Below are 24412 nucleotides of genomic sequence, written 5' to 3' on the forward strand. Positions count from 1 at the left end.
TGCGCCTCGGTGAAACGGCTCTTTCTCATTCGTCTGCTCCTTCACGGTTGAGCAAACTCTACATCAGGCTGAGGGATATTGCGGGGGGCAGGTCAGCAGCTCAAGCATCCATTCGGATGGAGTCTTGTGCGAGGCACCGGCGACGGCTGAGGACGAAACGCTGGTCAAGTCTGGCTAGCAAGAACCCAGATTAGGACTTCTTGCCCGATATAGTCACCACTTTTGCTCATTGGGGCAGCCAATTAAAACTATTTGATATCAGTTGGTTACGTATATGATGGAACGATAATTACCCGTTTTGTGAAAGTTCTCTTGACATGGGTGCGCACGTAAAGTGATCGTTTTACGCACTCATATGGCCCATTGTGTCAGACTCAGGAGAAGCGTGCGCAAAACCGAATCTCGTCTGATTCGGGAGGCAAATTTCTCGTTGTGGTTACAGCAGCTTATCTGTGCGCCGAATAGCGGCCGAAACGAAAAGCGTGCGCAGAAAAGCAAAAGCGTGCGCAAGAATGCTCGATTTTGGCGGCCGGGAACTCACGGCTATCGATCCGAGACAAAAAAGGCCCGCACCGTGTGGTGCGAGCCTGACAACATGCAGCGATGTCGTGCTGGTGGTAATCAGCCGGGGCTGAACAGCCGGAAGGGCTGCTCACGCCTGAGCATGAGATCATAGGCCTCATGTGTGAAAGGATTCACGCCGGCTTGCGATGCGACCTTGGCGCGCCATGCTTCTGCAAAGTCACTCCGTTCCAAGATCCGAGACCGCCGAGCTCTTGCAGCTTCGCATGCACCAACAACCAAGCCGATGACCAGACCCCACCTGAACGCGCCCGAAGTGGCCAAGCGGGTGTAGAGATCGCGGGTCATGACGTCGTCGCTCACATCCAATCCGTTCTGGATAGCGGCGCTCTGAACGATGTCATTGATGACGTTCAGATCGTCAGGCACATCAAGATCGGGGAAGATCTGGTGGGTCGCGAGGCGGTGAAGTTGGGGTTCCTCCTGGATGTATCCCATGAGTTCCGGAATGCCGGTGAGGATGAGCATCAGCGGCCAATCCTGCGACTTCATCAAGGTCTTGAAGGAGTCAAGGATCACGTGGCGGTTCACGACATTCTTGCTACGAAGGATGTGTTGCGCCTCGTCAAAGTGAATGCCGACGACGCCACAGCGCTTGGCGTGATCGACAATCTTCGCAGTGATGCTGGCCTGGGTGTGCCGGGCGAGGTTTTCGATGGGATAACCGAGAGCACGCAGGGTCGTGCTCCCGAGGTCCTTCCACCCGCCCTTGGCGTCCAGAAGGCAGCTGACAATCTTGGCCGGTTTTCCGTCAGGAAGAAGGATGCCCGCATCGTTGAACTGTGCAATCTGATGCTTCACCTCCTTGGTCTTGCCAGACCCGGGCTCACCGGTCACGACCAGACACTGGGACTCGAAGCTGATCTCCTGCCTCAGGTCGCCAAGGTGCTGACTGAAGATACGCGCGATATTGGTTTTCAGCTCGACCGCGCGTGACAGAGGAAAGGTGCGCCAGGACAGCGTCTCCCGGGATGCGACGATCTCATCAATGACAAAGGACATCAGAACTTACTTTCCTTAAGGCGTCCGAATTCGGGTTCAAGTGGGGGTGCGGGGGTATCAGTGGGACGGGCAGGCAGCAGAGGGCCGTTGTCCCCATCATCCGGCTACTCCGCTTCGACAGCGGAGAAATCGGACGTTGAGGGAGGCGTGGTTTTGGTTGCCGGCAAAGCCGGCCGGGCATTCGCGGCAGTCACTCCGCTGGTCATGACGTCCATGATCGACCCTGTGCGTTCGAAACCAAAGCCATTGCCAGAGGGTCGCACGTCAACATTCTCGAGATCCGACGCGTAGCGTTCGTAGGCCATGATGCGATCTGCATTTCTGTCCACACGTGCCCGGTCGGACAGTGACATCTGTCGTGTTTCCCGATCGATCACCGTCTTGACGCCATCGTCGGTAACCGTGCCGATCTCAGGATCAAGAAGCGATGCTTCCCGCAAGAGCCGCAAGGCATTCGGCAGGTTGCTATCCCGCAGGTTGGTCATGGAAAGGTCGGCCGTGAGGACTTCGGATGTTCCGATCGGCTCCACGGTCACCTGCTTGAGATTGTCAGGATCCAGATAGACGGTCACCTTCTTGGAAGTGGCGGTGTGCGACCATGCCTGCAAGGCGCGTGAATTGAAGGGAATGCTGAGGAATTGGACCCCTTCGGGTGTGACCGATACATTTCGCGTCTCACCGAGGTGCAGGCGGCGCAGCTCGGCGCTCGGCGGCGGCACGACACCATACTTTTCGATGGCCTGCTCCATTTTCTGAAGCGGTGTTGCGCCGTTCATGCCAGTGCCGCGATGGGGGCGCGACGGATAGTCGTCGATGAAAACTTGGTGACGATCTCGTAGAGATTATCGCGGGAAAGCGATGCATCTTTCATCGGGTCGGCACCCGGCAGGGCATTGGGCTTTGATCCGGCGTAACCAGAAAGACAGTTCAGCAGCTGGATATCGAGGGTTCCGAACAACCGTTCGACGTAGGGCTTGTCTCCACCAGCGTAGGCTCTGACGATCCGTGTCATGGCGCCAAGTCCGGCCAAGCCACCGAGAACGGCCTGATTGCGCACGGCCGTTCCATTGTCGGATCGCAGCTCGGTGAACCCGACCGCCGGCGCCGGATCATTCTGACAGCCAAATAGCAGCTTCTCACGTTCCTTGCTCCGCATTGCCATGCGAAGCGCATACATCGTGGCCTCGCCTGTCGCGGTCTCAGAGAGTTGCCATCCGAGAAGCATCCGTGTCGCGACGTCGATCACAAGGCTCAACCAATAGCGACAGACCTGACGCTCGCCTTTACGCGGCTCGCCGATCCCGGAGTTCGGGAACTTCTGCTGATCCTCTTCCTTCCAGAATTCAGACCTGCGGGTGCCAGTCTCATCAACGAAAATGGACAGGTAGCATTGATCGGTCTCGACATACTCGCCGAAACTCACGGACCGGATCGCTGTCGTCCCTGACTTGAACCGGTTCGCGGCCTCACGCTGTCCGAGGCGCCCGACGGCTACGGCGACCGAACTCATTTCGCGGATGCGGGTTCTGACGGTGGTCAGCGACGGTAATTTAAACCCGGCGACGACGTCCTCTTCGGTAATGTCAAAACCGCCGGCAACGCTGCGGTATACGACCGCAGCTTTCGGCTGAGAGGTATGAAGGAAGCAATTTACGACCGCCCTGATAAAGCGTTCGCCGGCCTCGCATATTTTTCGTGCCATGTCGCCCCTCGGTCCTTTCATATGATCCCGGCTCATCAATACGACGGGGTTGCAGTTGTATCGGGTCAGCAGGCTGCGATATTTCTGAAGCGTCCTCCCTTTCGGGATCGCAATTTCGAAAGGGTTACCGCTGCCATCGACCGACAGAAAAAGTTTCTTATCACCCGTCAATTCGATCGCGGTCCGCCTCAGGAGGCGCGAAATTTCTGGCTTATCCAAAAGGCGCTGGGTCAGCTTGTGACCATCATGTTCAAGGCTCTCCATTGCCTTGATCAGCCCAAGCCTGGCGCGGATTGCGGCCTGCTCTTTAGGAGGGAGTTGCGGGAGCCGGTCGTAACCGCCCGTAAAGGCAAGAAGCTGCTTTCTGCCCTGTGCCATCACCGGAGTGATGACGGAACAGGTTCCATCGGCAATGATGCCGTCGACATAGTCCGGTGCCAGACAGGTGTAGGTTCCGTCCTGCAGGCATTTCACATCGAAGCCCTCGTCCGAGAGCCCCTCGACACGCCATGTGCGCGCATCGATGATCAGGTCGTAGCCGACCTGCACGTTGTATATTGAACGTCGGCTCATGCCGCGCACTTGATCCGGCATGGGTAATCGATCATCGCGTGCCAGTCTGTCGCAAGCCGCCGCGCAGCGATCAGCCTCAACGTAGCACGCCAAGCGCGGGCCCGGGGTATGCCGCACTGATTGATAAGACCTTCCACGTCCCAGTAGCGCGCTTCTCGCGCAACCTGAAGCACGACCTCGTCCGCTTCGCCGTCCGGCATTTGGATCGCCTCCCACATACGGCGCAAGTTTTCCTGCAGGACCCGGGAGTAATGCGAACTGCCGACAACGACGGCTTGATCGCAGAAGCCTGCCGGGATGTGCGAAAAGATTGCCGCGATTTCTGCTTGGGTAGAAATACGCGCCAAACTGGCATCATTACGGACGAAAACCGCGATCCTATGCCCGTCGGTCCGTGTGATGCGCAGGTCAAAATGATGGTTCTTCCACCGCCCCCGCCACAAATAGCGGACGGGCGGCAGCTGGATCTCAAGGCCGTGGCATTCGCCCGACAGCAGTGCCTCAAGTGCGACGGCATACTCCAGACTGCTCTCGAAATGATAGAGTCGTCGCTTATAGCCATCCATCGGGGTCGCGAAGGTGGCCGTAATCTTATGGGACACGCTGCTGCGGCCCGTCGGATTACGCGCGGCGACGACGGGCAGAACGCCGGGAATCGTGCCCAGCTCCAGCGCATCCCGCCGGGGCAACTGCTCCGGTGTGGGATCCCAAGCCCTGTGTAACGACATATCTTCTCCGTTCTCGAAACCAACGGAGTTCCGAGCTCTTCATTTCATCAACCAGGGGCTCCGATCTTCCTTGCCTGGACCGTTTTCGGCCTCTACCGTGGCAGGTGTATCGGGCGATAAGAGCCCCAACTCATCATGGCGCGCCTTTGGGTGCGCCTTTTCTTTGCTCTGTCACCCAGACTGGGCAGCAGCGCTTCCGCCAAGAGTCCCCGCAAACTCCGAAAATTCAAAGCGGAAGAATCGACGAACTTTGAAGAATCTTCAGGATGAGAGTCAAGACATTGTTTTTATAGCGAAAAATGTGTCTTGCGACGTTTTCAAGGGGCCCGGACAGACAAGAATTGAACATTGTGATGGATGGCGAGATGCAACGCCACGCTCTTTCAGCGTAGATCGCGAGAGCATGAAGGAGGGCTGACTCCCCCGCCGCGTCCGCTTGGGTGACGATGTCACCATCTCGATTCAGACAGATCCGAACCCCAGACCGGCATGACAGTAGGGGGTCTTCACGCACCCCCTATCGGACCTTATGAGAGAGGTGTCTGCCGGCGAGCATGACGGAGGTGAAGACGCTGTCGTGCCGTCAGAACGGGTTGCCGATTGACACGCACGTCAAGAAGTCCTGGTTGTTGGATATGTTGACCAATATCTTCATCGTGCAGGGTAGGATCTCGGTCCATTGGCCATCACAAACAGTGACCTCGATTCACCTGCCAAGATTGACCCCCACCATAGCAGTCAGTAAGTTTAGAACAAACATCGAACGGGTATCATCATGCGAATTTTCGTTTCCTATTCCCACCGCGATGAAGGCACACTGGAAAGGCTAAAAGCTCACCTATCGCCCCTTCGTCGGGCTGGACGTATCGAGACTTGGTATGATCGAGAGATTCGCGCTGGCGGCGAAATCGACGGAGAAATTTCGAACGAGCTGGAGGCCTGTGATATCGTCTTTCTGATGGTCAGTCCTGACTTCCTGAGCTCGGACTATTGCATGGATACTGAGATGACCCGAGCAATGGAGCGCCACGAAGAAGGGACGGTTCGGGTGATACCGATTATCGTGGAAGACTGCTACTGGAAGTCGAGTGCATTTAAGACACTTAAGGCGCTGCCAAAGGACGGAAAGCCAATCAGTAATTGGACCAATGAAAACACCGCATTCCTGAACATTGTAGAAGAAGTTGCGCGCATCCTTGATGATTCGGAAAGAGTTCCGTCATTGGCAAGGATTGAAACCGTCGAAGCAGTTCGTTCCAACGCGCAGCCACGGAAGTATCGGGTCCAAAAACAATTTGATGAAATTGACCGCAACGACTTCCGTGACCAGGCATTCGATGAAATTCGCGGCTATTTTCAAGAGGCGGTAGCTGAACTGGATGCCTTGGAGGAACTTCGTGGTCGCTTTGCCGCGAGGTCTGATAAAAAGTTCTCCTGCACGGTGGTGAACAGGAGCCGGATCCAAGGCTCGACCGCAAACATTACCGTTCGATGTTCGACGGGACGGTATGCTTTCGGACATATCTCATATGTCTTCGAAGAGGACGCTGGGGACAACACATCCAACGGGGGGTTTAACGTCGAGAACGATGAGTATGAGATGTTCTTGACGGCCACGATGAATTTCATGCGCGGTCACGAAAAAGACCGAATTACGCCGCACCAGGCGGCGGAAAACCTTTGGACCGAATTTCTCAAGCAAGCGGGGGTGAGCCTTGCCTGAGACAATTCGCGTCCCAGATAATACCTGTAGTGATCGAATGGCGGTAGTCGCGCTGACAGATAATGATAAGCGAAGGGCCTGCACTTCCGAGATCGAACGCCATGGCCGAGAGAGTGTGACTGACCACCCACACGCCGGCCGCGGTAGCACCATCAAAATTCGAGATGACCTTACATCTGTCTGCGGTTCTGGAATGAGAAAGACCGGCTTTAAACTGGCGTCGTCCCCGATGCCAAATTCACATATGAAAATAGCGTCATGATGTCCGACGAGTTCATTCCTACCCTCAGCCACGCCACAGAGCGCGATGTCGACCTCCTGCTGGTCGAAGAATTGTTCTCATCACTCGATTTCACCAGCTGGATGGCGAGGTCAGTGGGCATCACAACCCCTATCGTGCGTTGGGACGTTAAGCACAGCAAGCGCCGGACACGATCACGGCGAGAGATCGACATTTTTGTCGAGATGCAACATGTCGATGGAGCGAGGTCGGCCATACTCATCGAGAATAAGTTGGACGCAACTGAACAGCCGGACCAAGCCGAGAGTTACCGGGACGAATTGCATGCGCTGGCATCCGACTACCGCATGGCGGCCATGATCATCGTGTGTCCAGAAGCCTATGCCGCCAAGCATTCCGAGTTTACCGGCAAATTCGACGCGACAGTCAGCTATGAGTCACTCTGTGGCTTTTTCCGAGAGATGGAGACAGTGGCTGGAAGTGATCTGGTCCTGCGTCACCGGTTTCGAGGCGACATTCTTGAGCAGGCGATTCACAAGTATCGGCGCGGCTACACCGCAATTCCAGATTCTACGGTAGGGGACTTTAATGCCCGTTATGTGATTCTTATGGCGAAACTCGCACCGGAAATACTGCCAGGACCGAGCATGCTGAAGCCTGCAAACCCTCGAGAGAGCACTTCCATGATCTTTAATGAAAAGGCATCTTTCCAAACTTTGACGCAGGACATTCGGCCGCGCCGTTTCGCACACGAGCTTGGGCGCGGTTCAAATCGCCGGGCAAACTACGTTGCGGTCACATTCGGCGGCTGGGGCTTTGCACTCAACGAGATCCGCGACCGCTTGGAACATGACAGCTTGGAGCTCGGAGCAGAGTTCTCGGCGGATAAACCGACCAAGGTTCGCCCCAATCCTGGTCTCAAGCTGTCAATAGCGACTGAACCTATCGACAATCAGGGTAGTTTCGAGGATCAGGTTGAGGCAATCGAAGATGGTATTGCCGTGGCACGGGAGCTACGGCGCTGGCTGTGCGACAATCAGACAACGCTTTTGCAATGGCGAGAAATCGTGGATGATGCGAGGATCATCTCATCACCAAATACCTGAGAACACCGCCAGCTGTTTCTACGCACGGTGCCCCTGCCTGCGCAACCAAGGTATTGAAGAATTGGGCAACTTGGTAGCTCGTCCTGCGCCGATCAGCTCGGAATACTGCCTAGCACGCGTTCGGTTGTGTAATGCGATGGTGGACCTGCTCTTGCTGAGGCAGCAATGTAACCTACGGGGATTGGGGGCGTGTATGAATACCGGAGAAAATAAACTCACAATTGATGAGATCTGGAGGCTTGGCTTGTTTGTCGAAGGCTGCAGTCCAGACGAGAAGCAAGCGTCCGAACGTCTCCCGGGAAAGCGTATCCAGCATGGGCGACCATGGTTGCGAGTCGACGAAGCTCAACATGCCAATTCGTGCAGGATGGAACAGCCATGACGGTTGGCGATGTTTTTGGGCGCACTATTCAGCTTTTCCTGGTTGATGGAAAACCCACCGGGCTACGCAAGGCGACCATCCATGGTTGGACAGGGTTGCTCTTCGTCTCAGGTGCCTCCGCATTTGGCGACCTCACCGCTCGGGACGAGGTTGACCGCACTGGCGTATATATTCTCTCCGGTCCGGATCCGGTCACGCCTGGAATGACACGGGTCTATATCGGATCAGGCAACTCTGTCGCCGAACGGATCAAGCAGAGCGGCGTAAAGCGCGATTTTTGGGAAACGGCTATTACAGTCACGACGAGCGACGATGACCTCTCAAAGGGTCACGCCGAATACCTTGAGGCGCGGCTTATCCAAGTGACCGCACAAGCGGGGCGGGTAACACTCGACAATGGCACCCAGCCGGACTTCCAGCGCCGCCGCCTGCCAGAGGCCGACGTGGCGAACATGGAACAGTTCTTGGCCAACCTTCGGATCATCCTGCCGGTCATTGGGCTGGACATGTTGAAGCCGCAGCCAAAGGCGGTCAGCACCCAGGCCAGCTCGTCCTCGCCTACCATTTCGAACGAGGTGCAATTCGAGATCCGCCACAAGAGCGGGGTCGCGGCCATGGCGGTCGAGGAGGATGGCGAGTTCGTCGTGCTCGAAGGCTCCGAGGCGTTGACCGGCACTGGATACGTCCAGCAGAGCTATGGCGGACTCAAAGAGAAATTGATCACCGATGGTGTGTTGGTGCCTCACGATGGACCGTCAAGTTCGGGCAAGCTACGCTTCGTCAAGCCTTGGTCGTTCTCCAGCCCTTCTGCTGCAGCGGCAGTCGTGCTTGATCGCAACAGTAACGGGCGCTTGGAGTGGAAGGTCAAAGGCGCAAGTCTGAACTACCACGAATGGCAGCAGGCTCAGGCGGTGACGCAAGAGAAGTGAAATGAAAAGGTGGCACCCTGATTTTTTGCCGTCAGCGACATTCAACCGGGCAGGCTGAATCAGTTTGACAAGCAATGAGACTGACGTGCCGGCCGTAAATATCAAATGGGCTGCGAAACAGGGGATGCCGAAAAAATGCTTCGGATGTTTTTGGCGCAGGAATGGTTACTCTGTCCTGACCTCAACAACGGTGTCGAAAAGGCCAACACGTGACAAGTTGGGATGGCTGTCGATACCACTGTAGGAAAGGGAAGCGTCTTCGTATCGCCTAAAGGCGAAGACAGCTTGATTCATGTGCTCCGTATTAAAAACTTTTAGCCGCACCAAGAGATGAAAATCCGCCACAGTCAAGCCAGTCACGCTGAGGAATAAGTCAGGCTCCAACCGTGTAATGACATCTTGCAGAGTGTTTTCTCTGAAATCAGTCAAATACATGAAAGCCGGTATCCGTGTAGCGAATTTGACAAGTTTTTCTTGCACCAGCTTACGTCTGGATTTGAAATCTTTTTCTTCGGCGGAAAGATCTTTCTTCTCCTTGGACGACAGATCGCCAGACTTTGCCTTGGTCTTTAGCTCTTTGACCTTTTCGCTCTTGTTGATGATCGTCTCGATCACGTTGTCGCCAAGCGCCCGCCAGCCTTCGATCCGCTCGACAGCCGCCATAGCCTCGGGGTTGTCCATGATCCGGCGCAGCGTGTCGTTGTCCACGTTCACCAGCAGGGCGCTTTCCCATTTACGAGCAAGTAATGTCGCGGCGGTGCCTGACATAGCGTAGTCCAGGACTTGCCCGGCATCGAGCGTCGTCATGATTGCTCCGTCATAGGCAAGCACCGGCAGGAACGACACAAGGTCACGGACGGCGTGTTCCGGGTTGGAACTATTGGGTGACAGGCCGATCCCGTATTCCGACAACTGCCGCAGGGCACGGGTTGGCGCGAAATCAAAGACGAAGCATACGGGCTTGAGCACTTCCTCTGCGTTCGGGTCATCGCCGTTGGGGTTCTGGATCGACCATGGCGACTGCACCCGGAACGCCGCCTGAAAATAGGTTTCCGGCGATTTCAGGTTGCGCAGCATCAGGATCGACGACCACTGCTTGACCGTCACACCCGTGGTCAGCTTCCCGCAGGACAGGGTGATGGATTTTGTGTCATAGCCGCTGCCGATGGCCGCACGAACCGGGCGAAGCGCCTCAAGCCCCATTCCGGCAGACGCCCCAGCCGCCACGATCACCTTGTAGTCATGCCAGAAAACGTTCTGCCGCTCCTCCAGTAACTTTGCCATGGCATGACAGGCCGCGACGTTTGGCAGGAACCAGAACGAGTGCTGGAGATACGGCAGCAGGCGAACATCAGAATAGGGGAATGGCGGGCGCGATCCGGTTTTCAGGCTGTCGAGCGTTCGGGCCGCGTGTTGGCCACGGATGATGTCCAGCCACGTCTGCAACTCGGCTTTGTGCTTGAACTCGGCGTCCGCGCCAGTGCCGGTCGCGGCGAAAAACTCGTTCAGATCGAACTCGTCGAATTCCCCCGCGCTGGCGATGGCCAGCAACTCGTCGGGCATCTGATAAGTCAACAGCCGCATCTGGGGCAGCGATCCGTAGGGGTTCCACTGGCCGATGTTCTTCTCGGCGAATTCGGCCTTGGCGCGTTGCTCGTCAGTATAGGTCCAGTTGAAAATCTGCTCTTCGATGAACTCACCTGTTGCCAGCGCCTTGAACGGGGTGCCCGACAGATAGAGATAGGCCCGCGTGGTGATGGGCAGAAACTCGGTTTCGGGGTCCAGAGGCTCTTGCAGATCGGCAACCCGGTCGGTCAGGCGCTTGGGGTCGTCCAGTAAGCTTTCCTCGCGCTCGATACTTTCTTCCTCGCCCTCGAAAAGCTCTTTCGCGCTCTCGCGCCACGCGCCGAAATGGTATTCGTCAAAGACGACCAAATCCCAGTTGAAGGCGTGAACCCATTCGTTGCGGGCTTTGACGTTGCCCAGCTTGTCCTTGCCCAGCATGTCTTGGAACGACCCGAAAAAGACCACGGGCCTGCTTTCATCAATCTGGCTGCGGTCCACACCGGAACTGCGGGACAGATATTGCCAGCCATTGAAATCCGCGTGGCTTTCCAGATCGGTCCGCCAAGCGTCTTCGACGGCGGGCTTGAAGGTCAGCACCAGGATGCGCTTGGCCCCCATCCGCCGAGCCAGCTGATAGGTGGTAAAGGTCTTGCCGTAGCGCATCTTGGCGTTCCACAGGAAACGCGGCACGGCCTTGTCATCCTCGGCCCAGCGAGAGGCGAAATAAGCGTGGGTCTGATCGACGGCCTCTGCCTGCTCGCGGCGCATGGGAAAGGTCTGGTGATGTGTGCCGGTCAGCTTTTGGCCGGTGCGCAACTCGGTCAGCACGGTCTGCACATCGGCCAAGGTGCAGCGCACCCATTCCTTTTCGGGGTTGTCAAATCCCTTGGCCCGAAGGCGCGCCCGCACCTCATGATCGGTGATGGTCCTGCCATCGTCGCGTTCGGCAGGGTCATCCAGCACGATCTTGAAGTTGGCGATGGCCGCCGTGCCAAGCTGTTCGTTCACCCGCGCCTTTACCTCGCGCGTGGTCTGGCCAACCTTGAGCAGGCCCGCATGGGCCGCATCGTCAATCCTATAGGCATAGATGCGGGGGCGGGCCTTGGGCTTGGCTTCGAGAATGTCGTCGATGGTCTTGGGCATCAAAGCTCTGCCGGATTGTCGAACAGGTCCATGTCCATGGGGCGCACGATCTTTTCGACAAAGGCTATCTCGTCCTCGGTCAGGCCGTATTTTTCATACAGCACCTGATCGGTCCACTGGCGATCCCAAGTCTGTTTGGGAACAAAAGTGTAAACTTTGCGCGTGACGTGCTGCGACGACTTATGCAAGAGAACCATGAACCGAGTGAGACGACAGGAAATGTAACTCAATGCACTCTTGGCTTGTGCTTCGGTGTCGAACGGCCCCATTGAAAGATAGGTTTCCGACGACACTGTGCCCGGACCAGCGATAAACGGCGTGCTGATAATTCTGTGCGGGTATGTATCCCGATTTCCAGTGCCGGGCGCGGCATAACCTGCAAAGAGCTTCCACTTGTCGATAAGATGCACGCCCCCTTCGACCTGTTCCCGCGAAACAAATCCCGTTCCGCCGTTCTGGTAGATCAAAAGGTCATTTACCTTCTTTGTCTTTCGGCCCTTGAAATTTGTTGTAAAGCCAAAAGGCTTTCGAGAGCTAACCAGCGTCTCAAATCTTCGATCCTCGGACAGCGATAAATTGTCAGCCTGCCCCGTCTCAACGCCCATCACCTTTTTCAGGATCGAGACGCCCTCATTGAACCGAATGAAGATTTCCGCGCCGGTTTCCAAAAGCGGGCGAGTGGCTTCGGACACTGGCCAGTCCTTGAAGTTTGTCAAGATTTGGCACGCCCCAGGGTGATCTCGGTCCCACAGGAAATAGCAGACACCGCCCTTGAGGCCGACGCCGGGGAAAACATCCGCGGCGCTCAGGTAATCGGTGATCGAGCGCAGCCGATTGTCTGACAGCATGGATTGTCGGAACTCGTCCAGCCCCTTTCCGCCCGCGAACCAGCGCGAAGGGATCACCATTGTCAAATAGCGTGGATCGAGCGCCTTCGCCTGTTCAACGAATTTGTGGTAGATCGGCGCGGCGCTGGTCCCGTGGCCGCCATCATCCAATTGGTAGGGCGGATTGCCGATGATTACGTCGAAGTGCATGTTGCCCCCAAACAGCGCGGAAGCACGCGCTTGTATGTTGTCAGTGTGAATGAATGTATAGGCATGGCTCTCGCGATCATCGCCACGATCCAGAATTGAACTGCTTGCACCGCAGAACACGCACTTGCCCTTATTCTTTTCGTCCGGCTTTTCCCACGTATGTTCGACCCGCTCGAACCAAACATTGCCAGATTTCGAGTTGAACCCCCGCGTGATCGAATGCTTGCCGTTCGCGTGTTTCGAGCAATAGAGCGATCGCCGCGCCAGCATGGCCGTCAGTTCCGTGATCCCGATCCCGAACACCTGCCGCGTCAGGATATGATCCAGCCGCGCCTGCCGGTCGGGAATGTGCCCCTCCAGCCCGTCGATCAACCGCTTGGCGATCTCGCGCAGGAACACGCCCGATTTGGTGCAGGGGTCCAGAAAGGTCACATCCGGGTTGACCCAGAGGCTTGCCCCGTCATGATCCGCCGCCCAAGCCTCTGCCAGCGTGTCCAGCATCCGGTTCGCAAACTCCGGCGGGGTGAACACTTCGTCGTTGGATAGATTGGCGATGCAAGACAGCACATCAGGGTTGCGCCCCCGCAAGGTGAAGGGGGCCACGCTCATGCAGCGACCTCGGGAGCAGAGCCGGATTGTCTTGCCAGTTCGGGGATGGTCATCGGGGAATAGGTCTTGGTCGGCCTGAAAATTTCATGGTTGCCCAGACCGGCGAACAGCGACCCCTCGGCGCTGAACGATGCTGCCCCGGTCAGCACATCCAGCCGGAAATCGCGCCGCTGGAATTTGCCTTTGCCAATATAGCCCCATTCCGCGAAGGTGATCGGATCGCCCACCGCCGTTTTCATAGTCAGCGCATCGCCATGCACGAGGTTGGCGGACAACACATGAAAAGCTGCGCGATACAGATCGTCGGCGGGGGTCAGCGACAGGTAGTCCGCCATTACCTCCAGCAGATTGGCCCGACATTCGGTGATGTTGTCTTCCAGCAGTTCGATCCCGTAGCTGCACATCAGCGCCAGCAGCGCATATTGCCGCCTGTCAAAGTCGGATCGCCCGAATTTGACCTGCACCGCCGCAAGTTTGCGTTTTAGGACAGGCACAAGGAAGTTGCCGCTACCACAAGCGGGTTCCAAAAACCGTGCGTCAATGCGCTCCGTTTCGCCCTTCACCAGTTCAAGCATCGCCTCCACCAGCCATGCAGGCGTGAAGACTTCGCCGTGGTCTGCGACACGTTTTTTGGAGCGGATGAGATTCATAACCGCACCATTGCAAACTTCCACGAGGTAGCCAAGCTATACGACAACTGGGAGCCGCACTGCCAAGTAGCAACTTCGGTGTGCAGGCCGGACATATTGTGAGGATAGACAGGGGTGACGATAATTCAGTTACCTGCTTTGCCTTAAGAAGAAAGATTTTTTAAGATGATCCTCGAAACACCGGCACGCATCGAGCCCTGCGGCATCGAGGAAGCGGTCCCGGTCGCGTTAACCGATCTGATCCTCGAGATACGCTCTTCGGCCGAGGCCCTCGGCCGAAGACTTCACCCTGACAGCGCGGCGGAGCTTCGCGCGATGATCAGGATCATGAACGCCTACTATTCGAACCTGATCGAGGGCCACAGCACGCGCCCCCGCGATATTGAGGCGGCCTTGGCCGGTCGGCTGGATGACGTGGAGAACCGACCCCTCGCGGAGGAAGCTGCGGCGCATGTGCGCGTCGAGGCCTGGATTAACGAGACCGCTGCCCGAGAAGATCTACCGGAGCCGACCTCTGTCACTTTCATTCAAGATCTGCATCGCCGCTTCAACGATGCGATGCCGGAGGAGCTGCTCTTCACGGAGCACGATGGGCAGCGTAAGGAAATTCTTCCCGGTGCCTTTCGTGCTGAAGGCGAGGAAGTGTCGGTCGGGCGCCATCTGCCACCGTTGGCGGCCCGGATCCCGGCGTGCATGGACCACTTCGCCCTCCGCTACCGTGGCCTGACCCGTGGTCCGACAGGCCGGATCCTATCCATCCCGGCAGCCCATCATCGCCTGAACTACATCTACCCGTTTCTCGACGGCACTGGCCGTGTGAGCCGGCTCATGTTTCACGCCATGTGCCAAACCGCAGGGATTGGCGGACATGGCCATTGGTCGATCAGTCGCGGACTGGCCAGGGGGGCTGCAGGATCCGGCCGAATACAAGGAGCGTATGGACGCTGCCGATCAGCCGCGCCGAGGCGACCGTGACGGTCGCGGAAATCTGTCGCTCAGCACACTGAAATCTTTCACCGGATGGTTCCTCACCGTAATGCTGGACCAGATCCGCTTCACCGAGGCCATGTTCGACCTGACCACCTTGCAGCAACGCTACACCCGGCTGATCGCGGATCGATATCCGGGGAAGGACCGCCTTCCGCAAATGGTCTCGCATGTGCTTCGCCATGGAGAGATGGCGCGGGGAGATGCGCGTTTCGTAACGGGCGCCTCGGAACGCTCCGCGAGGAGCGACCTTGGCGATCTGATCGGTGGTGGCTTTCTGAAGTCCGCGACACCGAAAGGTGCGGTACGCATCGCGTTCCCCCTGGACTACCGCGAGCGGCTATTCCCGAACCTTTATACAGATGCAGCGCCGGTCATGCCCGCGGCGGCATCTCCGCCAATGGTCTGACCAACCGTCTCGGCTTCGTCAGTTTAACCACATTTGTAAACTTGTGGTTGACCGCCGGTGCGCGATGCCCGTATATGTTTGCATGTGAGGTGATGTATGAGCGATTCGACGACAGTTGCACTACGGCTCGAGACGTCTTTGGTGGCGGTGCTGGATGAACTCGCACGCTCTGAAGGCGTGGAGGTGCCCGCGTATATTCAAAGGTTGGTGCGTCGGCACGTGGCGCAATCCGACCTCATTCCTGAGGAAGAACGAAATCGGATCCTGTTGACCGATAGCCTTATGACGCGGGCTGTCGCGAAAGCTTTGGAATTGGATGCTGCAGGTGCCTTTGACAAACACTTCACCCTGAACGTGCTCAATGCCCTCTTCGACGACCCAACCTTTCTGGCGGACTACGAACAAGCAGTCGGCGGACCAGCCTTAGCGCGCGGATCTTCTGCCAAGGCATCGCTGAACATGAACCTTGGCTGGCAGATCAAGGCCGCTGTGCGCGCTGAACCGCTGCTCGATGCAAAAGGCAAAGCGCGGCGCGTGCAGGTCAGGAACCGCCCGATACAGAGTTATACCTTGCTGACCAAACCAGACTGATACCGCCAAAACAATTTCCACGAGGACCGAACATGACGAAATTCGAACGCAAACTGAACACCAAGATCCTGAAATCGACGGATCTGACGACGACGCCATGGATGATCGACCTGTTGCGGCACTGGTATCCTGCTGACCATGCCGCGCCGATGGTGGACTGGGCAGCGTCCGGCAAGACCCGCAAACTGAGCGGTCCGCGGCCCATGGGACTGCGACTTGCCGTCCGCAACGGATATGCGAATTTCTACTGTGGCGGTCAGTCGATCGCGCGCGTGACCATGGGCAGGGGCCTTTCGGCCGAGACCCACCAGAAATACCTGGCCGACAAGGCTCCGAACGCCCAGTCCTACACGAAGCTCGGCGCTGACCACGCAGACGCGGCATCGTGGATGGCCAGAAGCCACGCGTATCATGGGATCGAAAAGCTGTTCGTCGAGGATGTCTGTGCTGCCAATGGCACCGTTATCGACATCGAAATGGGTTTGCCCAGCCTGAATGTGATCAACCCTGCGACCGGTATCGCGCAAAAGGTTGCCCTGCGTATCGACCTCGTCGCGCTCAAAGAGGTCGCGGATGGTTGGCAGGTGGTGTTCTGGGAGGCAAAACTGCCCAGCGACAGCAGGATGCGCACGACCGGCGAAACACCACACATCAGGGCGCAGATGACAACCTACGCTGACTGGTTCGCCCAGCCAGAGGTCAGCGCGGACGTGCTGGCCGCCTATCGGGAAACCTGCAAAATCATCGTCGCCCTTCGCCAAGTGGCAGTAGACGAAGGCATTGACGTTCCGCCGCTTCATCAAGCGATTATCGACATCGCGGATACGCCCTCCCTGCTGAAGAGGATCGACACCCAGGTCCGGCTGCTGATCGACATGCGTAAGGGCGATAAACGTTTCGATGAGGAGCATCTGCCGAAGATCGTGGATATTCCGATGCATTGTGTTCGCTCTGATGCAGATCTGATCCTGCCTGTCGTGCGTTCCTGAGCATGGAACTGATCCTTCACCGCGGTGCCGACGAGATTGGCGGGACGTGCATCGAAGTGATCCATACGTCCGGCGCGCGGCTGGTCTTGGATGCGGGACGACCGCTGGATGCGCCGTCAGACGCTACGGGACTGTTACCCTTGACCCTCGATCTGACCCGGCCCGCCACGGTGCTGATTTGCCATGCCCACCAAGATCACTGGGGCCTGATCCATGATCTGCCTGGCGGTTGGCCGCTATGGGCTGGCGCGGCCTCTGCGCGGCTGATCGAGATTACTTGTCGTTTTGCACGCCAGCCCTTGGCGCGGCCGTTCCTGACCTGGACCCAAGGACAGGCCTTTGCGGTCGGGCCCTTCCGCGTGACACCAATCCTGACCGACCATTCCGCCTTTGACGCCTCAATGTTGCTGATCGAGGCTGACGATCAGCGCATCCTTTACTCCGGTGACTTCCGTCGTCACGGGCGAAAGGGAGCTCTTGTCGAACAGATCATGGCGTCACCACCGCGCGCCATCGACGTCTTGATCATGGAGGGGACCAACCTGGGCATCGACAAGCCGGTAATGACCGAGGCCTCGCTGGAAAATGATGTCGCCGACCTCATGGCCGCGACACCGGGGCGCCTTTTTACCGCCTGGTCCGCCCAGAACGTCGACCGAACCGTCACGCTTTATCGTGCGGCGAAAAGAAGTGGCCGCACGCTTGTGATTGACCTCTACACGGCCGAAGTGCTGGAAGCGATCGCCGAGGGCACCCGCTTACCTCGACCGGGGTGGGACAAGCTGAAGGTTGTCGTCACGCGTGGTCTGCGCAACCACTATATCGCCGCCGATCGTGGAGACTTTGTCGCACGCATGGCAAACGGCGGGCTGTCTGCCAAGGCATTGAACGGTTCGCGGCATGTCATCATGCTGCGCGACGGCCTTGTGCGCGACTACCGAAACAAGGGCGTCTTGCTCGGACCAGACGACGCCTTCGTCTGGTCCATGTGGCGAGGGTATCTTGCCGAGGATGGCTTGGCGCACGTCTGGGCAAAAGAGAGCGGAGTGACGGTGCATCACATGCACACCAGCGGCCATGCTTCCGCAGCCGATCTCGAGGCTTTCGCGGCAGCAATCGCGCCCCGTCATATCGTGCCGGTTCATGGGCAGAACTGGCACACTGCGCATCCAAGTTTTAAGGGTCTGCAGCCTTTGGCAAATGGACAGACCATGATCCTCTGACGCATGCGGCGTCGAGTGTTCGCGGCAAACAATGAAAATCGAGATTGCTGCGACGGCACTGTTGGCGGTAGGCTTCGACATGTCCTGCGCATACGTCATACGCCCACGCTTATAGACACCCGCATCGCTGGTGGCTTTGGCCTGCGCGCGTGACCTGACATCACCCTATGAGACCCATCGCCACCTGCGTGATCCCTTTCACGAACAGGAACAGCGCATGGTCAACTGGTATACGGCCGACCCTCACTTCGGGCATGAGAACATCATCAGGTTGTGCAATCGCCCGTTCCGCAGCACCGCGCACATGGAGCAAAGTCTGCTGGACAATTTACAGGCCTGCGTCGGCGCCGAGGACGATCTGTGGATCCTCGGCGATCTGGTCGTGGGCCCGCGTGCCAAGAGCCGTGACTGGCTCGACAACCTTTTCGGTTTACTGCCCGGCCGACGCAAACACTTGGTCACCGGCAATCACGACAAGGAACTGGTCCTCTCCTTGCCTTGGGACACGGTGACGCCGCTGGCCGAGGTGCGGGACGGGCCGAAGAACCAGAGCCACACGCTTTGCCACTACCCGATGCTGACCTGGAACCATGCCCGCCGTGACGCCGTCATGATGTTCGGCCACGTCCATGACAACTGGCCGGGCCATCGGAACTGCGTAAACGTCGGGGTGGACCTCTGGGACTTCAAGCCAGTGCGGTTCGAGGAGATTGCCGCGCGGGGCGCGGCACTCCCTATCAGCTCGCACTGGGCGGCTGTAGAACCCACGTAACCTACATTAAAATTTCGCCTGCAGAGGTGCGCATCAGGGTTTTTGAGGTCGAAGCAACGCATCACCAGGTTCATCCTCCGGCAGTTCTCTTTGGATAGCCGGAGGTTTTCCGCATTCTTCGACCATCTCCGAAGGCATATCCAGATTGGAACAATCCACTTTGGAACTGGTATTAAAAACCTGATCCTTGAACTCCTGTAGGGTGAAGCCGCAATAACGGTTTTCGTTACTCGACGGTGTTCCAAACATGTCGCTGAGCTCGCGCATGTCGCTCATCGTCAAGCAGGCATCGCGGACCTCGTAAAAGGTAACACCCACGATGGCAGCGATCCCGACGTAGGGCACCGCCTCGGCGGCCATGCTTCCGAAGTTCGCCGTAATGCTGCGTGATGTGCGCTGCGTCATCCGCCGCGTGATGTCAGTCCCTTTTTCCGTGATCGCCTCGCGTAAAGCGCGCTCATTTGCGAGATCGGTTCTGATCGTGTCGCGCGTCCGCCGTAGGTAACGATTGTCGTTGTTCAGGTCTGCGTTCCGTCGTTTGAGATCATCATTTTCAAGTTCAAGCTCGTTCACGCGGTCAGCCTGTGTCGGTCGGGGTGTCGAAGTTGAAGTTTTGGGTCCAGGCCCGTCAAACGACCCGGCAAGTTGTTTAAGGCTTCCAGCAATTGCATCGCGCACGGAATCCACCGCCAGGACCGCGACATTTAACGACAGGGACAGGACGACAACGGCAACCAGCACCCCAATCCGCAGTGTCGTCCGCGTCAGGAACCTGACAAGACGCCACACCATGCGCTTCACTTTACCGCTTCTATGCAGGTTTCATGAAAGCGCCTGGTGAGCGCCTTGTCGTGTCGCAGTGGGGATGCTTCCAGCATGAGTAGCTGCTGGGCTGTCCTACCACTTTCGTCCGCGACGCATGGGTCTTCACTTGCATCAAAGATCAATGAGACGACAGCGGGATCGCTGGCGTAGGAGGTCGCGAACTGCAGGGCCGTTGTGCCGTCTTCGTTCGCCTCATTGGCATCCGCGCCATGGTGAAGCAGAAAACGGATTACTTCTTGGGGTCGGTCATTGGCAACCGCGGCCATCAAGGGAGTATTGCCAGCCGCATCCGGATCATTGATTGCATGGTCGCCTGACCCGAAGGCCACCAGCGCGGCCAGGGTGTCGGGTGTCTCGGCAACCTTCGCCGCGGTGTAGATCGGCTGCGCTTCTGACTCTCGTTGTTTCCAAGTCGGGTCAGCCCCCCCCGCCAGGAGCGCCGTCACAAAGGCTGCGCCATTCGGTCGGAGTGCAGCGAGATGAAGCGCACTGGTGCCGCGATCACCCCAGAGCTTGGCATTCTTCGCATCCATCAGCGCGTTTGCATCCGCACCGTAGCCCAGCAACCTTGTGATCAGGCGGGGGTCGTCGGAGTTTTGGGCCGCAATATGAAGAGCCGTTGCCCCCTTGGCTGTCTGCTGCTCCACCAGGTCGGGCCAGTAGGTGCCAGCCGCAGCATGGATGGCATCTATCACACTTGGATCGACGCTGGCGGCTATTGCCAAATGAAGCACGCTGGACAGATCATCGTCGCGCTGATGAATGAAGGTATCATCCATGCAAGCAATGAGATCGTTGGCATCTGTCGCGGAAAAGAAGGATGCCGTCAATTCACAGGCTTCGAGCGGAGTGGACATGACGAGAATTGCGGGTGCAAGGCAAAAAAGGCTTTTCATGCCCGTCACCTTGCCAGATCCGCCTGCAATTTCCAGACGGAAAATGTCGGCTTCGCTTGGGAGCAGCAATCCGTTTTGCTACTCGCACATTTTGGTATGATAATCTTCTTAAATAATGAGGCGGCCCTACAGAACATCTCAACCATGCGGATTTAATTGGACAGCGTCAAACTATCTTAGGTCAAGAAATGTCGCCCGCGAACGTGGCGCTGATCTCCACCATGCCGCGGCCGTCTTCCACCCAGAAGCGCGCCCAGCCGATCTGCGGACGCGACGCCGCACCGGCGTCGACGCAGATCGTGCTGTAGCCGTCGATCCCGTCCATCTGCGACAGCTCCGCCTGCGTTTCGTGCAGTGACGTGCGAATAGCCGGCGTGTGCCCATGAACGATGACGGTAGCACCATGCATGGGAGCGCCGTCACCGTCCCGGTCCCAGCCCCCGGTCCAGGTCAGGAACTCATTCCGGATCGTGGCCCAGTGCAGGTCATCGCGTGGCTTGTCACGCGCGAGGAAAGTCGCGCGGTTGGCGTGAGGGTCAATACCCGCATGGACGAAGATAAGGTCGCCGATCGTGAGATGAGAAGGTGCTGACCTGATCCCGGCGATCCAATCCGCCGGAAATGCCGTCCTGAGGTCGGCAAGCTCTTCATCCCAGGGACGCGACCGCCAATCGATATCGACCTCATCCATCACGGTGCGCCCGCCGTTCTGTAGCCATAGCGCCGGGTCGCCACCGTCCAGCACGTCGACCAGCTCGAGCTCGTGATTGCCAGGCAGCATCACTACGCGGTCGGCCCCGATCGTGGGGCCCGCTGCCAGTGCCGTGCTGACGGTGCCGATGCTGTCGGGACCGCGGTCGATCAGGTCACCGAGGAAGATCAGGATGCGCTCCGTGCCGGGCGCTTTTGGCTGGCCGCCGATCCCGCGCAGGACACCGTGCAGCACAGCTGCCTGGCCATGCACGTCACCAATGGCAAAGATCTCTGTTGCAAGGTCAATCTGACCGGGCAGTCCGCGAGATCCCAGCGATACGGTCGTGGTCGTCACATCAGCCGTCATGGATCATCTCCGAACTTGAATGGGGTAGTGGGTTGTCTGGAAAGCCTTCTCTGAGGTGGCCACCGCGGCATGAAAGGGAGAACTGGTATTGCCCGTGGTCGTGCGGTTTGTCTACGCTGGCAAGCAAGAAACGCGGAAACAACGGCCATGCCCGAAACCTTCGACATCGACGCTGTCCGACTGTCGCAAGCGCGCGCGGCCGCGAAACGCAGTGGCCGGTCTCTTGCAGAGCAGATTGCCTACTGGATCTGGCTCGGCCAGGCCGTAGATGAATCTCCGGAGTTCGACGTCAAGCGGCTCCAGACAACGCTTCCGGAAAACCTCACCGCCCTCGAGTCCGCCGTTTTTCTCTCATACCTCGAAGAGGCGACGTCACATCCGACGAAGGAAGCGGAAGCTTTTTTCGAGGACCGCCGGCGACGTGGCCTCGGTGTCGGTCTGGATGAAAATGGACACCTTGTCCGGCAGAAGCCTGCCACTTGAGATCGAATTGCCGATGAAAGCTGCCAGATGAACAAGGGGCGGCACGATGCCGTGCCGCCCCTTGATCCGTCTTGCGCTGCTGCGGTTACACTCAGTGATGATGCTCGGGGAGATCCTTGAGCTGATCCTTCGTCATCGTCGAGGTCGCATGCACATCGCCGCTCTCGTCACGCATGAAGTTCAGGCTGGAGACGTCCAGTGCGACCGGCTTTGCGCCGATCCCCAGAAAGCCGCCGACGTCCACGATCACTTGGGCGTTGGCACCGGCGCCGTGGAGGTGCGCGACGCTCCCGATCTTGCTGTCATCGGGTCCGTAGACAGTGGCACCGTCCAGGTTGGCTTCCGTCAGCTCGTCCGACCGCAGTGGAATATGCTTGGAATGGTCCATGATATTGCTCGCTTTCGTTATTGCTTCATTGGGAGATGAACCCCGTGGTCACTGGCGATGTTCCAAGAAACCGCCATTGCTACGCGGATGAGCGGAGAAGCGTCCACCTGCCGAGGTTGCCGGCGGCGGGAAATGCGCATGCAGCTTTGTGTGCGATATAACTAACCATCATGAGCTTCGTGGTGGGCTTTCATGCCCTACCGTCGCGCGTCACTTGTTGCCGTCAATCCACTTCGACATCAGGCCTTTGTCGCGGAAGCATTCGTCCGGCACGGCACGCCGCTTGATCCGTGCGAGCTTCTCCGCAAAAGCGACCTGCTTCGAGCTCGGCCGGGGGTCATGGTCCGCGACAGGTGCCAGTAGGGTCTGCTTTTCGATCCAGGCGCTAAGCGTGCGGCGATCCTGCTGGACGTCCCATGGCAGGAGGGTGCGGTTACGATCTGCAAGTGACCGCGCGTAGGCAAGCTGGCGCGGGGTAGCGGGCAGGACAAAGGCTGATGCTTCCATGACAGAACTCCAACGATAACTGAAGCTCAGATGTAGAACAAATAGAGAACAAAATCAAGATCGGCTGTGTATCGGCCAAGTCAATGCACCCGAGTGCTCAACAGCACTGACAAGCCAAACCTCGTCGGGTAGCTTCGCGGTCCTTGTCCTGGAACGCGTCGCCGAAGCCGACATGGACTGCTTTTGTTGATTGGTAGGGCGGCCGTTCTTGCACTGCGCCGCAAAGGTCCGGTTCGATCTCATATTTACCAATATTCGACGGTCACCTATGCAAAACATATGGAAAGGCTGAGCAGATTTACAGTGTGGATGACGGTGTCAGGGCGCAGTGGCGGCAATAGCCCGGAGGGCACGTTGTTTCCCTACTGGAGCTTTTCGAAGACCGCGATCGCGATCTGCGCGCTCAAGCTTGTTGAAGAGCACCTTCTGGACCTGGATGCGCTATACAAGGAACATCCCTTCACGTTACGCCACCTCCTCAGCCACAGTTCCGGTCTGCCCGACTATGGGTCGCTGAAGAAGTATCATGCCGCAGTGGCACGGGGAGATCAGCCTTGGCCCCGCCAAAAACTGCTTGATGCGACCCTTGCTCAGGACATGCATTTTCCCCCGGGCGAAGGGTGGTCCTATTCCAACATCGGTTATCTCTTTGTCCGCGACCTGATCGAGGGGGCGACGGGCAAGCCTCTGGGAGACGTCATTCACGACCTGATCTGCAACCCCCTTGGTCTGGCGAGCGTAGAGTTCTGGGACACCCTCGACCAGTCGGCGGCGCTGCATTGGGACGATGGCGCGAGGTATGATCCGCGATGGGTCTATCACGGGTGCCTGATCGGGTCGGCCCCGGACGCGGCACGTCTGCTTCACGCTCTCTTCGCCGGCAATCTGCTTGGCTCGGAGACGCTAAACGACATGCTGGTCAGAAGATCCTTGGGCGGTGCGATTCCCGGGCGTCCCTGGACCGAATGTGGATATGCGCTCGGTCTCATGTCGGGTGCCATGGGAGGTCTGGGACGCGCCATCGGCCACACCGGCGCCGGACCCTTCAGCGTGAATGCCGTCTATCATTTTCCCGATCTTCCTGATCCGACGACCATAGCCGCTTTCACCAATGCGACAGACCAAGGGGTGGCAGAGTTCTCCGCCGCAGGACTTGCACGCGACCACTGACGGCTTTGTCCGCATAGCGGACCAACACGCTTTGCGGACACCCCCTGAACCGCGCCGGGTTTGCCAGAGACTTGAAACCTGAGAAGGATGAGAGTCATGGAAAAGAGCAAGATGGCCAACCGCTATTCACCGGAGGTTC

General features: G+C 57.8%; 23 protein-coding genes. 11 read left to right on the top strand and 12 right to left on the bottom strand.

The features are described 5' to 3' along the window. Window positions 1–621: 621 nt before the first annotated feature. The 4 genes from BUA54_RS19470 to BUA54_RS19485 all read right to left on the bottom strand — a co-directional run bounded on the left by BUA54_RS19470 (window position 622) and on the right by BUA54_RS19485 (window position 4587). Window positions 622–1584 (bottom strand): ATP-binding protein, encoded by a 963-nt coding sequence (locus BUA54_RS19470; protein WP_072858919.1) that lies wholly within the window; start codon window positions 1582–1584, stop codon window positions 622–624. A 104-nt stretch (window positions 1585–1688) separates the two neighbouring features. Then, window positions 1689–2360, bottom strand: a complete 672-nt coding sequence (locus tag BUA54_RS19475; protein WP_143155546.1) for a Mu transposase C-terminal domain-containing protein — start codon at window positions 2358–2360, stop codon at window positions 1689–1691. Beyond that, window positions 2357–3880 (bottom strand): DDE-type integrase/transposase/recombinase, encoded by a 1524-nt coding sequence (locus BUA54_RS19480; RefSeq protein WP_072858921.1) that lies wholly within the window; start codon window positions 3878–3880, stop codon window positions 2357–2359. The genes BUA54_RS19475 and BUA54_RS19480 overlap by 4 nt, the downstream gene beginning before the upstream one ends. Beyond that, window positions 3856–4587 carry a hypothetical protein gene (locus tag BUA54_RS19485; RefSeq protein WP_072858922.1) on the bottom strand — a complete coding sequence of 244 codons (732 nt, stop codon included), beginning with the start codon at window positions 4585–4587 and terminating at the stop codon, window positions 3856–3858. Before BUA54_RS19485 ends, BUA54_RS19480 begins: the two co-directional genes overlap by 25 nt. Window positions 4588–5362: 775 nt before the next feature. Here BUA54_RS19485 and BUA54_RS19490 point away from each other — a divergent pair. The 3 genes from BUA54_RS19490 to BUA54_RS19500 all read left to right on the top strand — a co-directional run bounded on the left by BUA54_RS19490 (window position 5363) and on the right by BUA54_RS19500 (window position 8968). Beyond that, window positions 5363–6310, top strand: coding sequence for a toll/interleukin-1 receptor domain-containing protein (locus BUA54_RS19490; protein WP_072858923.1), 948 nt, complete (start codon window positions 5363–5365; stop codon window positions 6308–6310). 258 nt (window positions 6311–6568) lie between these two features. Next, the gene (locus BUA54_RS19495) at window positions 6569–7657 is read left to right on the top strand and encodes a PD-(D/E)XK nuclease family protein (RefSeq protein ID WP_072858924.1); all 1089 of its coding nucleotides are present in this window, start codon (window positions 6569–6571) and stop codon (window positions 7655–7657) included. 378 nt (window positions 7658–8035) lie between these two features. Next, window positions 8036–8968 (top strand): GIY-YIG nuclease family protein, encoded by a 933-nt coding sequence (locus BUA54_RS19500; protein ID WP_072858925.1) that lies wholly within the window; start codon window positions 8036–8038, stop codon window positions 8966–8968. A 165-nt stretch (window positions 8969–9133) separates the two neighbouring features. Here the strand turns inward: BUA54_RS19500 and BUA54_RS19505 are convergent, their stop codons facing one another. The 3 genes from BUA54_RS19505 to BUA54_RS19515 are packed head-to-tail and all read right to left on the bottom strand — an operon-like array spanning window position 9134 to window position 13973. After that, window positions 9134–11677 carry a GIY-YIG nuclease family protein gene (locus BUA54_RS19505; protein ID WP_072858926.1) on the bottom strand — a complete coding sequence of 848 codons (2544 nt, stop codon included), beginning with the start codon at window positions 11675–11677 and terminating at the stop codon, window positions 9134–9136. Then, entirely contained in the window at window positions 11677–13323 is a 1647-nt protein-coding gene (locus BUA54_RS19510; protein WP_072858927.1) for an Eco57I restriction-modification methylase domain-containing protein, read from the bottom strand. The genes BUA54_RS19505 and BUA54_RS19510 overlap by 1 nt, the downstream gene beginning before the upstream one ends. Then, a complete protein-coding gene (locus BUA54_RS19515) occupies window positions 13320–13973 on the bottom strand; it encodes an N-6 DNA methylase (protein WP_072858928.1) in 654 nt (217 codons plus the stop codon). The genes BUA54_RS19510 and BUA54_RS19515 overlap by 4 nt, the downstream gene beginning before the upstream one ends. A 165-nt stretch (window positions 13974–14138) precedes the next feature. Here BUA54_RS19515 and BUA54_RS19520 point away from each other — a divergent pair, with 165 nt between their 5' ends. The 6 genes from BUA54_RS19520 to BUA54_RS19540 all read left to right on the top strand — a co-directional run bounded on the left by BUA54_RS19520 (window position 14139) and on the right by BUA54_RS19540 (window position 18944). Next, entirely contained in the window at window positions 14139–14948 is an 810-nt protein-coding gene (locus tag BUA54_RS19520; protein WP_342742740.1) for a Fic family protein, read from the top strand. Then, entirely contained in the window at window positions 14911–15369 is a 459-nt protein-coding gene (locus BUA54_RS21845; RefSeq protein ID WP_342742742.1) for a hypothetical protein, read from the top strand. The genes BUA54_RS19520 and BUA54_RS21845 overlap by 38 nt, the downstream gene beginning before the upstream one ends. A gap of 96 nt (window positions 15370–15465) precedes the next feature. Continuing rightward, window positions 15466–15960, top strand: coding sequence for a hypothetical protein (locus tag BUA54_RS21075; RefSeq protein WP_143155547.1), 495 nt, complete (start codon window positions 15466–15468; stop codon window positions 15958–15960). Window positions 15961–15992: 32 nt separating this feature from the next. Next, window positions 15993–16949, top strand: a complete 957-nt coding sequence (locus BUA54_RS19530; RefSeq protein WP_072858930.1) for a hypothetical protein — start codon at window positions 15993–15995, stop codon at window positions 16947–16949. Between the two features lie 2 nt (window positions 16950–16951). Continuing rightward, window positions 16952–18172, top strand: a complete 1221-nt coding sequence (locus BUA54_RS19535) for an MBL fold metallo-hydrolase (RefSeq protein ID WP_072858931.1) — start codon at window positions 16952–16954, stop codon at window positions 18170–18172. A gap of 217 nt (window positions 18173–18389) precedes the next feature. Continuing rightward, on the top strand, window positions 18390–18944 hold the full coding sequence (locus BUA54_RS19540) for a metallophosphoesterase (RefSeq protein ID WP_072858932.1): 555 nt from the start codon (window positions 18390–18392) through the stop codon (window positions 18942–18944). A 33-nt stretch (window positions 18945–18977) separates the two neighbouring features. Here the strand turns inward: BUA54_RS19540 and BUA54_RS19545 are convergent, their stop codons facing one another. The 3 genes from BUA54_RS19545 to BUA54_RS19555 all read right to left on the bottom strand — a co-directional run bounded on the left by BUA54_RS19545 (window position 18978) and on the right by BUA54_RS19555 (window position 21713). Continuing rightward, entirely contained in the window at window positions 18978–19745 is a 768-nt protein-coding gene (locus BUA54_RS19545) for a hypothetical protein (RefSeq protein ID WP_143155548.1), read from the bottom strand. Next, window positions 19742–20665 carry an ankyrin repeat domain-containing protein gene (locus tag BUA54_RS19550; RefSeq protein WP_143155549.1) on the bottom strand — a complete coding sequence of 308 codons (924 nt, stop codon included), beginning with the start codon at window positions 20663–20665 and terminating at the stop codon, window positions 19742–19744. The genes BUA54_RS19545 and BUA54_RS19550 overlap by 4 nt, the downstream gene beginning before the upstream one ends. A 181-nt stretch (window positions 20666–20846) precedes the next feature. After that, entirely contained in the window at window positions 20847–21713 is an 867-nt protein-coding gene (locus BUA54_RS19555; RefSeq protein WP_178352804.1) for a metallophosphoesterase, read from the bottom strand. Between the two features lie 159 nt (window positions 21714–21872). On the opposite strand from BUA54_RS19555, the gene BUA54_RS19560 reads away from it, so the two are divergent. Next, complete coding sequence (locus BUA54_RS19560) at window positions 21873–22208, top strand: TA system antitoxin ParD family protein (RefSeq protein ID WP_072858936.1); 336 nt, start codon at window positions 21873–21875, stop codon at window positions 22206–22208. Between the two features lie 91 nt (window positions 22209–22299). On the opposite strand, the gene BUA54_RS19565 is transcribed toward BUA54_RS19560, so the two are convergent. Together BUA54_RS19565 and BUA54_RS19570 are read right to left on the bottom strand one after the other, a co-directional pair. Then, a complete protein-coding gene (locus BUA54_RS19565; RefSeq protein ID WP_072858937.1) occupies window positions 22300–22596 on the bottom strand; it encodes a PRC-barrel domain-containing protein in 297 nt (98 codons plus the stop codon). A gap of 210 nt (window positions 22597–22806) precedes the next feature. After that, window positions 22807–23103 carry a hypothetical protein gene (locus BUA54_RS19570; RefSeq protein WP_072858938.1) on the bottom strand — a complete coding sequence of 99 codons (297 nt, stop codon included), beginning with the start codon at window positions 23101–23103 and terminating at the stop codon, window positions 22807–22809. Window positions 23104–23412: 309 nt separating this feature from the next. On the opposite strand from BUA54_RS19570, the gene BUA54_RS19575 reads away from it, so the two are divergent. After that, the gene (locus BUA54_RS19575; protein ID WP_218588320.1) at window positions 23413–24273 is read left to right on the top strand and encodes a serine hydrolase domain-containing protein; all 861 of its coding nucleotides are present in this window, start codon (window positions 23413–23415) and stop codon (window positions 24271–24273) included. Window positions 24274–24412 lie beyond the last annotated feature (139 nt).

Source organism: Loktanella atrilutea, from assembly GCF_900128995.1.
Lineage (GTDB): Bacteria > Pseudomonadota > Alphaproteobacteria > Rhodobacterales > Rhodobacteraceae > Loktanella > Loktanella atrilutea.